Annotated in this window: 14 protein-coding genes; 7 read left to right on the plus strand and 7 right to left on the minus strand. The window is 63.4% G+C overall.

Annotation, left to right across the window (positions count from 1 at the left end):
• Positions 1-4 precede the first annotated feature (4 nt).
• The gene (locus tag AC1MCA_RS17625) at positions 5-520 is read right to left on the minus strand and encodes a DoxX family protein (protein WP_479799627.1); all 516 of its coding nucleotides are present in this window, start codon (positions 518-520) and stop codon (positions 5-7) included.
• Between the two features lie 357 nt (positions 521-877).
• On the opposite strand from AC1MCA_RS17625, the gene AC1MCA_RS17630 reads away from it, so the two are divergent.
• Both AC1MCA_RS17630 and rsrA read left to right on the plus strand, forming a co-directional pair.
• On the plus strand, positions 878-1,756 hold the full coding sequence (locus tag AC1MCA_RS17630; RefSeq protein ID WP_479799628.1) for a sigma-70 family RNA polymerase sigma factor: 879 nt from the start codon (positions 878-880) through the stop codon (positions 1,754-1,756).
• Positions 1,753-2,013, plus strand: a complete 261-nt coding sequence (gene rsrA, locus AC1MCA_RS17635) for a mycothiol system anti-sigma-R factor (protein ID WP_108599095.1) — start codon at positions 1,753-1,755, stop codon at positions 2,011-2,013. Before AC1MCA_RS17630 ends, rsrA begins: the two co-directional genes overlap by 4 nt.
• A gap of 98 nt (positions 2,014-2,111) precedes the next feature.
• Here rsrA and AC1MCA_RS17640 read toward each other — a convergent pair whose 3' ends face one another.
• The 5 genes from AC1MCA_RS17640 to AC1MCA_RS17660 form a co-directional block, all read right to left on the minus strand.
• Positions 2,112-2,186 carry a 50S ribosomal protein bL37 gene (locus tag AC1MCA_RS17640; RefSeq protein WP_104061284.1) on the minus strand — a complete coding sequence of 25 codons (75 nt, stop codon included), beginning with the start codon at positions 2,184-2,186 and terminating at the stop codon, positions 2,112-2,114.
• Positions 2,187-2,292: 106 nt separating this feature from the next.
• The gene (locus tag AC1MCA_RS17645) at positions 2,293-2,904 is read right to left on the minus strand and encodes a PadR family transcriptional regulator (RefSeq protein WP_479799629.1); all 612 of its coding nucleotides are present in this window, start codon (positions 2,902-2,904) and stop codon (positions 2,293-2,295) included.
• Positions 2,904-3,749, minus strand: a complete 846-nt coding sequence (locus tag AC1MCA_RS17650) for a DUF4097 family beta strand repeat-containing protein (RefSeq protein WP_479799630.1) — start codon at positions 3,747-3,749, stop codon at positions 2,904-2,906. Before AC1MCA_RS17650 ends, AC1MCA_RS17645 begins: the two co-directional genes overlap by 1 nt.
• A 184-nt stretch (positions 3,750-3,933) precedes the next feature.
• Positions 3,934-4,533: a GDSL-type esterase/lipase family protein gene (locus tag AC1MCA_RS17655; RefSeq protein WP_108599099.1), complete on the minus strand. Its 600-nt coding sequence runs from the start codon at positions 4,531-4,533 to the stop codon at positions 3,934-3,936.
• A gap of 128 nt (positions 4,534-4,661) precedes the next feature.
• Positions 4,662-8,450 carry a multifunctional oxoglutarate decarboxylase/oxoglutarate dehydrogenase thiamine pyrophosphate-binding subunit/dihydrolipoyllysine-residue succinyltransferase subunit gene (locus AC1MCA_RS17660; RefSeq protein WP_479799631.1) on the minus strand — a complete coding sequence of 1,263 codons (3,789 nt, stop codon included), beginning with the start codon at positions 8,448-8,450 and terminating at the stop codon, positions 4,662-4,664.
• A gap of 481 nt (positions 8,451-8,931) precedes the next feature.
• Here AC1MCA_RS17660 and AC1MCA_RS17665 point away from each other — a divergent pair, with 481 nt between their 5' ends.
• From AC1MCA_RS17665 to AC1MCA_RS17685, 5 genes are all read left to right on the plus strand, one after another.
• A complete protein-coding gene (locus AC1MCA_RS17665; protein ID WP_479799632.1) occupies positions 8,932-10,266 on the plus strand; it encodes a hemolysin family protein in 1,335 nt (444 codons plus the stop codon).
• On the plus strand, positions 10,263-11,333 hold the full coding sequence (locus AC1MCA_RS17670) for a hemolysin family protein (RefSeq protein ID WP_479799633.1): 1,071 nt from the start codon (positions 10,263-10,265) through the stop codon (positions 11,331-11,333). Before AC1MCA_RS17665 ends, AC1MCA_RS17670 begins: the two co-directional genes overlap by 4 nt.
• A 106-nt stretch (positions 11,334-11,439) precedes the next feature.
• A complete protein-coding gene (locus AC1MCA_RS17675; RefSeq protein ID WP_479799634.1) occupies positions 11,440-12,453 on the plus strand; it encodes a metal ABC transporter solute-binding protein, Zn/Mn family in 1,014 nt (337 codons plus the stop codon).
• Entirely contained in the window at positions 12,450-13,265 is an 816-nt protein-coding gene (locus AC1MCA_RS17680; RefSeq protein WP_479799635.1) for a metal ABC transporter ATP-binding protein, read from the plus strand. Before AC1MCA_RS17675 ends, AC1MCA_RS17680 begins: the two co-directional genes overlap by 4 nt.
• Positions 13,265-14,140, plus strand: a complete 876-nt coding sequence (locus tag AC1MCA_RS17685) for a metal ABC transporter permease (protein ID WP_108599795.1) — start codon at positions 13,265-13,267, stop codon at positions 14,138-14,140. Before AC1MCA_RS17680 ends, AC1MCA_RS17685 begins: the two co-directional genes overlap by 1 nt.
• Before the next feature lie 29 nt (positions 14,141-14,169).
• Here the strand turns inward: AC1MCA_RS17685 and AC1MCA_RS17690 are convergent, their stop codons facing one another.
• Positions 14,170-14,691, minus strand: coding sequence for a Fur family transcriptional regulator (locus tag AC1MCA_RS17690; protein ID WP_108599794.1), 522 nt, complete (start codon positions 14,689-14,691; stop codon positions 14,170-14,172).
• Between the last annotated feature and the right edge of the window lie 120 nt (positions 14,692-14,811).

Genomic DNA, 14,811 nt, shown 5'->3' on the forward strand with positions numbered 1-14,811 from the left:
GTCCTTACGCCCCCGTTGCCTGCTCCACGGCACGGCGGACAGCCTTGTCCGCCTTGTGGAGCTGTTTGCCGGTGGTCTTTTTAGCGTCCGCGGCGAGGTGCTCGGCACGCCACGCGAGGCCCGGCTTGCCGGCGGTATCAACTGAAGCGAGCAGGGCTCCGCCGCTGAGTGAGACGTTCTTCAGCAACTGGTTCCGCCGGGCCTCACGGCCTGCTTTGGTGCTGATATCGGCGCTGCGCCATTCCACGAAGGTGTTCAGGAGCGAAATGACTGTCAGTACCGTTGCCGAGAGACGGCTGAACTTGCCCAGGCCGAACAGAATTCCGGCACCAATCTGGGTTCCGCCGATTACCCGTGCCAGCGTCCGCTCGTCGGTACGGAATGGCAGCGACGCTGCTGCCTTCTTCAGGAGAGGGGAGAGCTGCTGGGCGGTGTCGTCGGCGTTTTTGAGTTTGTCCAACCCGGCGGCGACGAAACTTGAAGCGAGCATGGGACGGGCGAGATTGCGGACAAAGGACATGGATTTCCTCCTGGCTGGACGAACCGCGTCGAATGCGGCGAAGTCGGTTCTAGTCTTGCACTTTTGGGGAATATTTGCCTGTCGGGTGGGGTTATGGATTGCGGGTCAGCTGAACACCGTGCGGCCCGAAGAATTGGCCGGCAGCCAATCGCCGGAGAAATACCTGCCTGATTCAGAGTGGCCAGACCTCAGTTCTGGCATTACTCGGAGTGGCCTGACACAGGAGTGGAGTTGCCCTTGCGGTTGCTAAAGGACGGGACGGACCCCTCGGGCCCCGTGGTGATGAACGCTCTGGAATCCGATCCTCCGGAGTATGGAACCCCGCGTGCCAAGGGCCCCACAGTAGACTTGAACGCAATGAGCACCCTGGATCCGGCCCTTGAGGCCATGTATGAGGCCTCCGGACGCGAAGCCAAAGCGAGCAACAACGCACAGCCCGAACCGGCTGGGCCGGGCGGGACTGTGCCTGACGTTGCAGCGTCGAAGCCTGCAGCGCCCGAAACTGCAGAGCCGGAGTCTGACGAGCCCGAAACTGCGGAGCCGGAAACTGAAGAGCCCGGTTCGGGAGAGTCCGAAGCGGACGGGTCCGCTTCGGCGGAGCAGGCGGTTGACGTCGCCACCGAATCAACCGAGGAACGCCGGATCCGTTTTGAGCGCGATGCCATGCAGTACGTGGACCAGCTCTACTCGGCAGCCATGAGGATGGCCCGGAACCCCGCCGACGCGGAGGACCTGGTCCAGGAGGCCTACACCAAAGCTTTTTCCGCTTTCCACCAGTACAAGCCCGGGACCAACCTCAAGGCCTGGCTCTACCGGATCCTGACCAACACGTACATCAATCTCTACCGCAAGCGGCAGCGCGAGCCGCTGCAGTCAAACACGGACACCATTGAGGACTGGCAGCTCGCCCGGGCTGAGTCCCATACCTCGCGTGGGCTCCGGTCAGCCGAGGCGGAAGCGCTGGACCACCTGCCGGACACTGACGTCAAGCGCGCGTTGCAGGCCATCCCGGAGGAGTTCCGGCTGGCGGTGTACTTCGCTGACGTCGAGGGCTTCGCCTACAAGGAAATCTCGGACATCATGAATACGCCGATCGGCACCGTGATGTCCCGGCTCCACCGCGGCCGGAAAATGTTGCGGGACATGCTGGCGGAATATGCCGCCGAACGAGGATTCAAAGGTGCCGTCGAATCACAGGACACGGCCGCAAGTACAAAACAGGAGAACAGGAAATGAGCGACTGCCAAGGATTGGGCGACTGCGATGATACGCGGATGCAACGCATCTACGAGTACCTCGACGGGGCGCTGACCCGCGAGGACATCACGGAGATCAAGCACCACCTTGATGAGTGTCCTGACTGCACGGAGCAGTACGACCTCGAGTGCGTCATCCGAAAGGTGGTCAAGCGCTCATGTACGGAGGCTGCGCCGGAGAACCTGAAAAACGCCATCCTGGACCGGATCCACGCCATCCGGCCGGTGGACGCCTGAGTGGCCTGACACAGCAGCGCAGAACCAAAAGACGAAGGACCCCGGAGGCCGTGTGGCTTCCGGGGTCCTTCGCTTAAACCAATATTCCAAGCTTTTGCTTAGGCGTTGGGGCGCTTGCCGTGGTTCGCGCCGCCACGCTTACGGTCACGACGTTTACGTGCACGTTTGCTCATAGCTGGCCTCCTTAAATGTTGGTACTCAAAAGAGCTGCCCTCAAGTCTCCCACACCATGGGACAGGCCGTGAAACCGGACGCGCCCGTTGACGGTTATGCGGCGGTTCAGTCCTGGAGTGAATTGCGGATGGAGATGCGTGCCTGGTCAAGCACCGTTTTCACAGTCTCCAGGGTGATGGGGCTCAGCGGCTGCCGGCTGGCGTGCAGGCGCAGCTCGACCCGAAGATCGTCCCGGAAGGACTGGAGCAGCATCTCGGCCTCTTTCAGCTCCCGGATTCCCTCCGTTGACTGCCGGCCCACGTTCCGGAAGTCCGCGGCCCGGGCCGTGGAACGGGCCGCTTCGGCTGTGGCTGCGAGGTCCGCGCGCAGCCCCCGCATGTTCGCCCGGATGTCTGCACGAAGATTATCGGCCAATCGGCGGACTGAGGCGGAAATGTCATTTTCGACGCCGGCGAGTTCGTCCCGGCGCTTGTTCAGTTCGGCGAGCCCGGCCTCAGTGATGCGGTAGTTGGTGCGGCGGCCGGCTGTCTCCGTGACCACCAGGCCTTCCTCTTCCAGTTTGCCCAACCTGGGATAAATGGTTCCAGCGCTGGGGGAGTAAGTGCCGCCGAACCGTTCGCTTAATGCTTTGATCAGGTCATAGCCGTGCTTGGGCCCGGACTCCAGCAGGGCCAGCAGGTAGAGCCGCAACGCACCATGCGCGAAGACCGGAGGCATCAGTAATCTGCTTCCGGTTCTCCGGTTTCCCCGTTCCGCGCCGGCTGGCCGTGGAAAATGGACGTCTTGCCGGACACGGAGTTGGTCCGGACCAGCATCAGCTTGCCGTCCGGTCCGGCGATCGTTTCCAGCTTGCCGCCGGGCTGGGTGTACTTCTGGTCGTCAATTACCACTACGCCGCCGCCTGCTGATTTCGCCACGATGTCCACCCCGACATCGTGGGGAAGCCGGATGGTGAGGTCTCCTGACACGGAGTTGGCCCCGAAGTCGTTGGTGAAGCTGAGCAGATCGAAACTCATGTCACCGCTGACCGTGTTGGCCCGGATGTTGCTGAACCGGCCCGACGCAGTAACCTCACCTGAAACGCTTTTGGCGGTGAGGACGCCCTCGTGGTTCCGGATAATGACTTCGCCGCTGACCGTGTTGACATGCAGATCCCCGGAGGTGCCGTCTGCCATGACCGAGCCCGAGACGGTATTAAGTCTGGTGTGGCCGCCGATGCCGGAAACCAGCCCGTCCCCGCTGACCGTGCCGGCTTCCACGTCCACTCCGGCCGGCAGGGCAATGCTGATGACCGCCGAGTTGTTGCTGTTGTGGTTGACGGTTCCCATCAGGTTCTTGAACCAGCCCTGCGGGCCGTGCAGCTGGTGGCGGACCTCCAGCCGGCCGTCCGTGAGCGATACCGCTACGGGGTCGCCCTGGACGTCAGTGATCTCCACCCGGACAACGTCGTCGGAGTGGGTGACGACGTCGAACCTCCCGCGGACCATGCCAAGCTTCAGCGACTTGACGGCGTCGACATCGATGGTCTGTGGACCTGTGACGGTCCAGTTACTCTCCGGCATGAATCCTCCAAGGCCGCGATATATCGTGACTGATAACTCAAGATACAACGCAGCGCGGAGCGGGTCAAGATATATCGCGAGCCGACCCGGACGCTCTTTCACTTGATGCACGTTTTAAGGCAACGCTCTATCAGGGAGTGCCAGAGGCTCGGTGGGAGACCTGCAGGGAGTGCCAGAGGGTCTGCTACTCGGGGGTGGCCAGTCCCAGCCACTGGAACCAGCCCCGGTGGAGGACCAGCCAAGCCATCAGGCCGTAGCCGGCCTGCCCGGGAGAGCCGGCGTTCGCGGCCAGATCCTGGCGCCACTGTTCGTGGTTCAGGAGCGGGGAGAACGTGTCGACGTAAAGGTGCTTGCGCCGGGTGGTGACGTCCGCGAAGGCAGTGTTCAGTTCGGCGAGGCGGCGGTTCTGCTCCGGGTCGAGGGTAGGGGGCGGTCCCACGACAAACACCTCGATCCGGTTCTGCGAGGCGGTGTCGAGGATGTTGGCCAGGTTCAGGCGGCTCCGGGCAGTGGACAGGCCGTACTCGATGTCGCGTCCGGAGAGGCCGATCACCAGGCGGTTCTCGTGTTCGTTGCCGAACCGCCGCCCGGCTTCCTCCAGCCACCGTGCAGCCAGGCCTTCCGTTCCCTCCTGGGGACAGGGGAGGGCGTAGCTTTCCAGCGCCATGCCGTCCTGCGGAGTGCGGGCCAGTACACGGCCCAGCCAGCCGAGCGCCCTGGGATCGCCCAGCCCGGCCAGCAATTCATCTCCTACAGCTGCGAGCCGCAGCTTCCTGTCTTCCACAAGTTCCTCTTTTACGTCCGTGCCGGGTCAGTCCGAAGTCCACCCGGCGTGGCTATGGTTTATCCCATTAAACAGAACTGCCCGGCCGGAGTCTGGTATTTCGACGTCCGGCCGGGCAGCCACTATTACTACTTCCTCGCAAATGCCTGCTTCAGGAGCGAATCCTGCTCGGCTGCGTGCCGCTTCATGGATCCGGCAGCGGTGGAGGCTGAAGCGGGACGCGACACCAGACGGACGTGCCGGTCCAGGGCGGCCGGGAGGTTGAGGCCCATGAAAGGCCACGGACCCTGGTTCGCAGGCTCGTCCTGCGCCCAGACAACCTCGGCGTTCGGGTACTTGGCCAGTTCCGCAGCGATTTCCTCGTGCGGCAGCGGGTAAAGCTGCTCCACGCGGACAATCGCTGTGGTCTTGTCATCGGTCTTCTGCCGGGTGGACAGGAGGTCGTAGTACAGGCGGCCGGAAACCAGCAGGACGCGTTCGACGGCGTTGGCCGCCAGCTGCTCATGGTCACCGATCACGGGGCGGAAGGCGCCCGTGGTGAAGTCCTCGACGGACGACGCGGCAGCCTTGAGGCGCAGCAGCTGCTTCGGCGTGAAGACGATCAGCGGCTTGCGCGGCCGGCTGTACGCCTGGCGGCGCAGCAGGTGGAAGTGCGATGCCGCCGTGGTGGGGTTGGCCACGATCATGTTCTCTTCAGCACACATCTGCAGGAAGCGTTCGATCCGGGCGGACGAGTGGTCCGGGCCCTGGCCTTCGTAGCCGTGCGGCAGCATCAGCACCAGGGAGGAGCGCTGGCCCCACTTCTGCTCGGCCGAGGAGATGAACTCATCGATGATGGTCTGCGCGCCGTTGACGAAGTCACCGAACTGCGCTTCCCAGAGCACCAGGGCGTCCGGACGCTCCACGGAGTAGCCGTATTCGAAGCCCATGGCTGCGTACTCGGACAGCAGGGAGTCATAGATCCACAGTTTGGCCTGGTTGTCAGAGAGGTGGCCCAGGGGCAGCCACTCGGTTCCGTTGGCACGGTCGTGGAACACAGCATGGCGCTGCACAAAGGTGCCGCGGCGCGAATCCTGGCCGGCGAGCCGCACGGGGACGCCTTCCATGATCAGCGAGCCGAAGGCAGCGATCTCGCCGAAGCCCCAGTCGATGCCGCCTTCGCGTGACATCTGTTCGCGCTTCTCGAGGAGCTGCTTGAGCTTGCCGTGGACTGTGAATCCCTCGGGGATCTCGACATGGGCCTGGCCGATCCGGGCCAGGGTCTCGCGGGAGATGGCTGTGGAGGCCGGAGCATTTCTGGCGAGATCGGTCTGCTGGGCGATAGGGCGCTCAAGGTCCGAGACAGCCGCGGAGTCTGCGGTGATGATCGGAATCGGCGAGGTCTGCGCGGCGTGCGTCTCGGCAAAGACCCGCTCCAGGCGTTCCTGGTAGTCGCGGAGAAGCTGCTCAGCTTCGTCTTCGGTGATGTCGCCACGGCCGATGAGTGCCTCGGTGTACAGCTTACGGACGGAGCGCTTGGCTTCGATCAGGTTGTACATCATGGGCTGGGTCATCGAGGGATCGTCGCCCTCGTTGTGGCCACGGCGGCGGTAGCACACCATGTCGATCACAACGTCCTTGTGGAATCGCTGACGGAACTCGTAGGCGAGCTGGGCGATGCGCACCACTGCCTCGGGATCGTCACCGTTCACGTGGAATACCGGTGCCTGGATCATCTTGGCGACGTCGGTGGAGTACGTGGAAGAGCGTGACGACGACGGGGCGGTGGTGAAGCCGACCTGGTTGTTGACCACCACGTGGATGGTGCCGCCGGTCCGGTACCCGCGGAGCTGGGACAGGTTCAGCGTCTCGGCAACCACACCCTGGCCCGCGAAGGCGGCGTCGCCGTGGACCATGATGGGCAGAACCGGGAAGGCCTCACCCTGGTCCAGGCGGTCCTGCTTTGCGCGGACGATACCTTCGAGTACCGAATCCACCGCTTCGAGGTGGGACGGGTTGGCGGCCAGGTATACCTTGGTCTCATTGCCGTTCTCCGAGGTGAACGTGCCTTCGGTGCCGAGGTGGTACTTGACGTCGCCGGAGCCCTGCACCGAGCGGGGATCCTGGGTGCCTTCGAATTCGCGGAACACCTGGGCGTAGGTCTTGCCGGCGATGTTGGTGAGGACGTTCAGGCGGCCGCGGTGGGCCATACCGATCGCGACTTCGTCCAGGCCATCGTCAGCGGCGTCGGAAATGATGGCGTCCAGCAGCGGAATCAGGGACTCGCCGCCTTCCAGGGAGAAGCGCTTCTGGCCGACGAACTTGGTCTGCAGGAACGTTTCGAACGCTTCGGCTGCGTTGAGCCTGGATACGATGCGCAGCTGCTCTTCACGGCTGGGCTTGGAGTACGCGTGCTCCAACTGGTCCTGGAACCATTTGCGTTCCTCAGGCTCCTGGATGTGCATGTACTCGATGCCGGTGGTGCGGCAGTAGGCGTCACGGAGGACGCCGAGGATGTCGCGGAACTTCAGCATCGGCTTGCCGCCGAAACCGCCGGTGGGCCACTCGCGGTCCAGGTCCCACAGGGTGAGGCCGTAGGTGAGGACGTCAAGGTCAGGGTGCTTGCGCTGGACGTACTCGAGGGGATCGGTGTCCGCCATCAGGTGGCCGCGCACGCGGTAAGAGTGGATGAGCTGCTGGATCCGGGCAACCTTGTTGATCTCGTCAGCAGGATCGACCTGCAGGTCCGGGCTCCAGCGGACCGGCTCGTACGGAATGCGAAGCGCCTCGAAGATTTCGTCGTAGAAGTTCTGCGCGCCCAGCAGCAGCTGGTGAACCAGCTTCAGGAATTCGCCACTGCCTGCACCCTGGATGACGCGGTGGTCATAGGTGGAGGTCAACGTGAGGACCTTGCTGATGGCGTTGTGCGCGATGATTTTCTCGCTGGCGCCCTGGAACTCTGCAGGGTAGTCCAGTGCACCGACGCCGATGATGGCGGCCTGGCCCTTGGACAGGCGGGGCACCGAGTGGACCGTGCCGATACCGCCGGGGTTGGTCAGGGACACGGTGGTGCCCTGGTGGTCGTCCGCGGTCAGCTTGCCGGCGCGGGCACGCTTAATGAGGTCTTCGTAGGTATGCCAGAATTCGGAGAAGTTGAGGGTCTCCGCCTTCTTGATGTTCGGAACCATCAGCAGGCGGGTTCCGTCAGGCTTGGGCATGTCGATGGCAATGCCGAAGTTCACATGCGCGGGCTGGACGGCTACGGGCTTGCCATCCACCTCGTCGTAGTAGACGTTCATCGACGGGAACTGCGACAGTGCCCGGATGACGGCGTAGCCGATCAGGTGCGTGAAGGAAACTTTGCCGCCGCGTGCGCGGGCCAGGTTGGAGTTGATGACAACGCGGTTGTCGATCAGAAGCTTGGCCGGAATCGCCCGGACGCTGGTGGCGGTAGGAACCTCAAGGCTGGTGACCATGTTGGTGGCGATGGCCTTGGCGGGGCCGCGGAGAATGGAAACGACGTCCTCTTCCGGAGCCGTGGGTGCCTTGACGTTCTTGGGAAGCTGCGCCGGGATCGGCGGGGTTCCGGCGCCCGGCTCGGTCTTCTTCGCGCCATCGCGGGCGACCGTAGCGGGAGCCTTCTTCAACGGCGCCGCGGCGGGTGCCGGGGCGGCCTGCGGCGGTGCGGATGCAGCAACGGGAGGGGCTGCAGGAGCCGGCGGCACCGCCGGCATCTCACGGGTAGCGGGGTTGGCTACGGCAGCAGCCGTGCTTCCGTTGGAAGAAGATCCGCTGCCTGAGTCGAAGGATTCGAACAGGGGCCACCACTTGGCATCCACGGTGTTCTTGTCCTTTTGATACTGCTCGTACAGTTCATCGACGAGCCACTCGTTTCCGCCAAATTCCTCGGGTAGACGGTGGCTAGGCTGCTCTGGCACTTGAAATACGCCTCTTCCATGAGTTTGATTTCTCTCTGGTCAACAAGGTGCCTCAGCACAACATTCGAACCAGTCTCTGCGTCCTCTGAACCCAGACCTTTGCCAGTCTAATGAGCATCATGTGTTAACTGCCAATAAGGGTGACCCAAATCATGGAATGACGCGAAGATGCCCATTTATGGCGGTCAACCAGTGAGCCCGGGCCGTGCCGCGGAGGCGTTTTCACAGGCGCCGACGGGCCAATCTGCTCCTGTAGACTGGGATTCTTATGGACAGTAAATCTAGGTGCCGGCCTGGGGGCTGTCAGCGGAGCAAGAACAACAGCGCCGCCCAGTCCACCCGCAGAGCCGGCAAACCCCGAACACGCGCCCATCGCTCTCCCTTGGTTCACCCCGGCGGAGCCTCTATGGAGAAAGCCCCGGCAGACCATCCTCCGCCTGCCCGCATTCCCCGGACTCCGTCCATTTGGGCGGGATGCTGAATGGAGTGGATACTCCTCGCGGCAGGCCTCCTGCTGATCGCCGGCACAGGATTTTTTGTGGCCGTCGAATTTTCCCTCATTGCCCTTGACCAGGCCACCGTGCAGCGCGCCATCGACAACGGTGACACCGGCGCTGTACCGCTCCTTAAGTGCCTGAAGTCCCTCTCAACCCAGCTTTCCAGCTGCCAGCTCGGCATCACCCTCACCACGTTGCTGACCGGTTACGTGATGGAACCGTCCGTGGGGCGGCTCCTGGAAGGCCCGCTGGCCGCCGTCGGGATTCCGGAAGTGGCCGCGGCATCTGTCTCCCTCGTCATTGCCATGGCGCTGGCGACCCTGCTGTCCATGCTCCTCGGCGAACTGGTGCCGAAAAACATGGCCATCGCCCTCTCATTCCAGGTAGGCAAGGCGCTCGCACGGCCGCAGCTGGTCTTTACGGCGATCTTCAAGCCCGCCATTGTGGTGCTCAACGGGTTCTCCAACAAGGTGCTCAATGTCTTTGGCCTTGAGGCCAAGGAAGAAATTTCCGGTGCCCGGACACCCGCCGAACTTGCCTCTTTGGTGCGGCGCTCCGCGGCCATGGGAACGCTCGACGCCGGCACCGCCAACTTTGTGGCGCGGACGCTGAACTTCTCGGCACGAACGGCCGCCGACGTCATGACGCCCCGGATCCGGGTCGAAACCATCGACGCCGACCAGCCCGTCTCCGAAATCCTGGACGCCGCCCGGCGCACCGGGTACTCAAGGTTCCCCGTGATCGGGGAGTCCTCTGACGACATCAAGGGTCTGGTCCACGTCAAGAAAGCGGTCGCCGTGCCGTGGGACCGCCGGGCCAACCTGGAAGCCGGCGCCATCATGACCGATGTCCTGCGTGTGCCGGAGACCATCCACCTCGACGCCCTCCTGGCCGAGCTGCGGGAAGGAAACCTCCAGCTCGCCGTCGTTCTTGATGAATACGGCGGAACTGCCGGCATCGCCACCCTCGAGGACCTCGTGGAGGAAATTGTGGGTGAAGTAGCCGACGAACACGACAAGGTCCGCCCGGGCCTGCTCCAAAGCGCCTCCGGGGACTGGTACTTCCCGGGACTGCTCCGTCCCGACGAACTGTCCGAACAGATCCCGGGGCTCACCGTTCCGGACGAATCAGCCTATGAAACGGTGGGCGGGTACGTCATGAGTGAACTGGGCCGTATTGCCGTGGTGGGGGACACTGTCTCCGTTGGCGGTGGCACGCTCAGCGTGACCAGGATGGACGGCCGAAGGATCGACCGCATCTGCTTCCGTCCGGCCGCACCCGAACCTGAGCCGGCTCCGGATGACAGGAGCGGGCGATGAGTGACTGGGCAGGAATATTCTGGCTGGTCATCCTCCTGCTGGGCAACGCGTTTTTTGTCGGCGCCGAGTTCGCCGTCATGTCCGCGCGGCGCAGCCAGATCGAACCCCTTGCCGACGCCGGTTCCAAGCGTGCACAGACCACTCTGCGGGCCATGGAAAATGTCTCGCTGATGCTTGCCTGTGCGCAGTTGGGCATCACGGTATGTTCGCTGCTGATCCTGCAGGTGGCCGAGCCTGCCATCCATCACCTGATGGCGGCACCGCTGGAAGCCGTGGGGCTGCCGGTTGAAGTTGCCGACGTCGCTGCTTTCGCCATCGCCCTGATGGTGGTGACCTTCCTCCATGTCACCTTCGGTGAGATGGTGCCGAAAAACATCTCGGTATCCGTGGCTGACAAGGCCGCGCTGCTCCTGGCTCCGCCGCTGATGTTCGTGGCCAAGCTGGTCAACCCTGCCATTGTTGCGCTGAACTGGTCTGCCAACCACATCCTCAAGCTGCTCCGGATTGAGCCCAAGGACGAAGTGAATTCGTCCTTCACGCTCGAGGAAGTCCAGTCAATTGTGCAGGAGTCCACGCGCCACGGGCTGGTGGATGATGACCAGGGGCTGATCACCGGTGCATTGGAATTCTCCGAATACACGGCCTCGAACATCATGGTGCCGTTGGACAACCTGGTAATGCTGAAAGCTGCCACAACCCCGGTGGAATTCGAGAAAGCTGTCAGCAGGACAGGATTCTCCAGGTTTCCGATGCTCGATGATGACGGCATCATCGCAGGCTATCTGCACGTGAAGGACGTGCTGTCCATCCCTGACTCGGATTACCAGCACCCCATCGCCGAAAGCCGGATCCGCTCACTGGCCAACCTGTCGCTGGATGACGAAGTGGAGACGGCTATGTCCGTGATGCAGCGCACGGGCTCGCACCTTGCCCGCGTGATAGGGGCGGACGGACAGACGCATGGAGTCCTGTTCCTGGAAGACGTGATCGAGCAGCTCGTGGGGGAGATCCGGGACGCCACCCAGGCCACCGGCATCAGGAGGCTGGGCCAGCCCAACGGTCATTGAGCCTGACCCTCCGGACCTCCGCTCCTTTTCTAAATAGGAATCATTCCTATTTAGGGCTAGACTTCAGGGAGTCGAAAAAGTCCACCCACACCGATTTGAGGTTTCCGTGCGTCACCCCGCAGCCATCCGAACGTCCCTCGCAGCCCTCGCGGGCTTCAGCCTCCTGCTGACGGCATGCAGCCCCGGAAACGGGACGGCGCCGACCTCCTCGGGCACGGAAACTTCTTCCGGAGCTTTGGCTGTTGTGGCATCCACCAACGTATACGCGGACATTGTCCGGTCAGTGGGCGGGGACAAGGTCAGCGTAGAGTCCATCATCAACCAGGCCGGCCAGGACCCTCATTCATACGAGGCAACCGCGCAGGACCGGCTGTTGGTCTCGAAGGCCGATCTGGTCATCGAGAACGGCGGCGGCTATGACGACTTCCTGCACAAACTGGCCGACGACAGCAATATTCCGCACAGCAACATCGTTACTGCAGTCGAAGTCTCCGGCCTGGCACCGGAGGAAACCGGCACGGAAACACCGGCCGCCGTCGAATCCGGGGCTTCCACTGGATCTGACGACGGGCACGGCCATGTCCACGGCGAGTTCAACGAACACGTCTGGTACAGCGTGGATGCCATGGGCAAGCTGGCCGATTCCATCGCGGCCAAACTCGGCGAGCAGGATCCAGCATCAGCTGCCCTGTTTACCGCAAACGCGGCAACATTCAAGACGGCGGCCGGCGAGCTGACCGGCAAGCTTGCAGCGCTCAAGGCCAACGGGGCAGGCGCGCCGGTGGCCGTGACCGAACCGGTTCCGGGGTACCTGCTTGAAGCGGCGGGCCTGGAGAACCGGACCCCCGAGGACTACACGGCGGCCATCGAAGAAGGCTCCGATGTCCCGCCGGCTGTACTGAAGGCCGCCACGGATCTGGCAGGCTCCAAGGAGATCAGGTTCCTGGCCTACAACCTGCAGACCGAGGGCCCCCAGACAGAGGCACTGAAGAAAGCCGCTGAATCGGCCGGCGTTCCCGTCCTCGACTTCAGCGAAACCCTGCCCGAGGGCAAGACGTACCTCGAGTGGATGACGGACAATGTTGAGAACGTCAGCAAGGTTTTGGAGAAAAATAGTTGAAACCGGTGGTGAGCCTCCGCGGGGCGTCCCTGCAGTTCGGCAAACGGACGCTCTGGGAGGATCTCGACCTCGATATCAAACCCGGCGAGTTTTTCGCTGTGCTTGGTCCCAATGGCAGCGGCAAGACCAGCTTCCTTAAAGTGCTTCTGGGCCTGCAGGAGCTCCAGACCGGCCAGGCAACGCTGGGTGACCGCCCGGTGGAGCGGGGGAGCAGCCTCATCGGCTACATTCCCCAGCAGAAATCCTTTGCCCCGGACACCCCCATGCGTGCCAGGGACCTGGTGGGGCTGGGCGTGGACGGGCACCGCTGGGGGTTGCGGCTGGGCATGTCCCGGGCCAACCGCAGAATTGACGAACTCCTGGAACTTGTAGGGGCCAGTGATTACGCGAAGGTTCCGGTGGGACTGCTCTCCGGCGGTGAACAGCAGCGTCTCCGCGTCGCGCAAGCCCTGGCCACAGACCCCAAAGTACTCCTGTGCGACGAACCCCTGTTGTCATTGGACCTGCATCACCAGCAGGCCGTCAGTGCCCTGATCAACAAGCAGTGCCACGAACAGAACAGTGCGGTGGTCTTTGTGACCCACGAGATCAACCCGATCATCAATTACGTAGACCGCGTGCTCTATCTGGCAGGCGGCCGGTTCAGGGTGGGGACACCGCAGGAAGTCATGACCACCGAGGTCCTCTCGGATCTCTACGGATCCCACGTGGAAGTCATCCACGCGAACGGCCGCATCGTCGTCGTCGGACTTCCGGACGCAACGACGCACCACCATGACATTGTCCCGGTAACGGCCGGCGAGGTGGCCTGATGGACGCTGACAGCATTATTGGAGCGATTTTCAGTTTCGAAAACTACGGGGAACTGCTGGTGCTGGTCCAGAACTCCATCTGGGCCGGGGCCGTGCTGGGCCTGCTCGGCGGACTGGTGGGGACCTTCGTGATGAAGCGGGACCTGGCGTTCGCGGTCCATGGCATCTCCGAGCTGTCTTTCGCCGGGGCGGCCTTTGCCCTGCTGATCGGTGCGGACATCGTGTTCGGTTCGCTGATCGGTTCAGTGGCGGCCGCGCTGCTCCTGGGCCTGATGGGGGTCAGGGCACGGGACAAGAACTCCATCATCGGCGTGATCATGCCGTTCGGGCTGGGCCTGGGCATCCTGTTCCTGTCGCTTTACCAGGGACGGGCCGCGAACAAGTTCGGCCTCCTCACCGGTCAGATCGTGTCCGTCGATACCGTCCAGCTTCAGGTACTCGCGGGGGCGGCCGTGGCCGTGATCGCCGCGCTGGTCATCATCTGGCGCCCGCTCAACTTTGCCAGCGTTGATCCGGAGCTGGCCGAAGCCCGCGGTGTGCCGGTTCGGACGCTTGCCTTGATCTTTATGGTGCTGCTCGGCGTGAGCGTGGCCCTGTCCATCCAGGTGGTGGGGGCGCTGCTGGTGCTCGCGCTGCTGATCACTCCGGCGGCCGCCGCGCTGCGCGTGACATCCTCGCCGGTGGCGCTGGTGGTGCTCAGTGTTGTCTTTGCCGTGACGGCCACGGTGGGCGGAATCCTGCTGGCGCTGGGCGGACGTATCCCGATCAGCCCCTATGTCACCACCTTGTCGTTCCTTATATACGTGGTGTGCCGCATCATCGGTTCGTTCCGGGCCCGGAAGGGAATCAACGGCCGCGTGGTTCACGCCCACTAGGGTGCGGGCCCAGCGACGCGGCAGGATCCCTAGAGTTTGCCGGCGGCCCTGAGCGCGGTGCAGTCCGGGCACAGCCCAAAGATCTCCACGGTGTGTGCCACCTCGGTGTAGCCGTGCTCCTGGGCGATCCGGGCCGCCCATGTTTCCACGGCGGGGGCCTCAACTTCCACGGCCTTACCGCAATTGCGGCACAGGAGGTGGTGATGGTGGCCGGTGACCGCACAGCGACGGTAGACAGCTTCGCCCTCGCCGTTGCGCAACACATCCACGAGGCCGTCCTCAGCAAGGGACTGCAGGATCCGGTAGGCGGTGGCCAGCGAGACCGAGACACCCTGGTTCTGCAGGATGCGGTAGAGCTCCTGGGTGCTGACGAAATCATCCAGTTCGTCCAGGGCGGCGCTGACGGCGAGCCGCTGTTTGGTGACGCGCTGCTCTTTTCCCGCTCCTGTTCCGGAGGCGGCGCCGGCGAGGGCCCCCGAAGGCCGGCCTGCAGCGCTGCCGGCGGAGGCAGCGTTCGACGGCGACGCGTCTGCTTTGGTGCCGGACGGCATGGAGGTACTCGCTTCCCTGAGGGACGGTGGCAATCATCAAGATTACCAGCCGGGGCCGCCCGGCCGGTTTTCCCCGGACAGTCCGGTTTTTCCTTGGACAGGCCCGGAACCGGAACCTAG

The sequence above is a fragment of the Arthrobacter sp. BK1 genome, assembly GCF_056680055.1.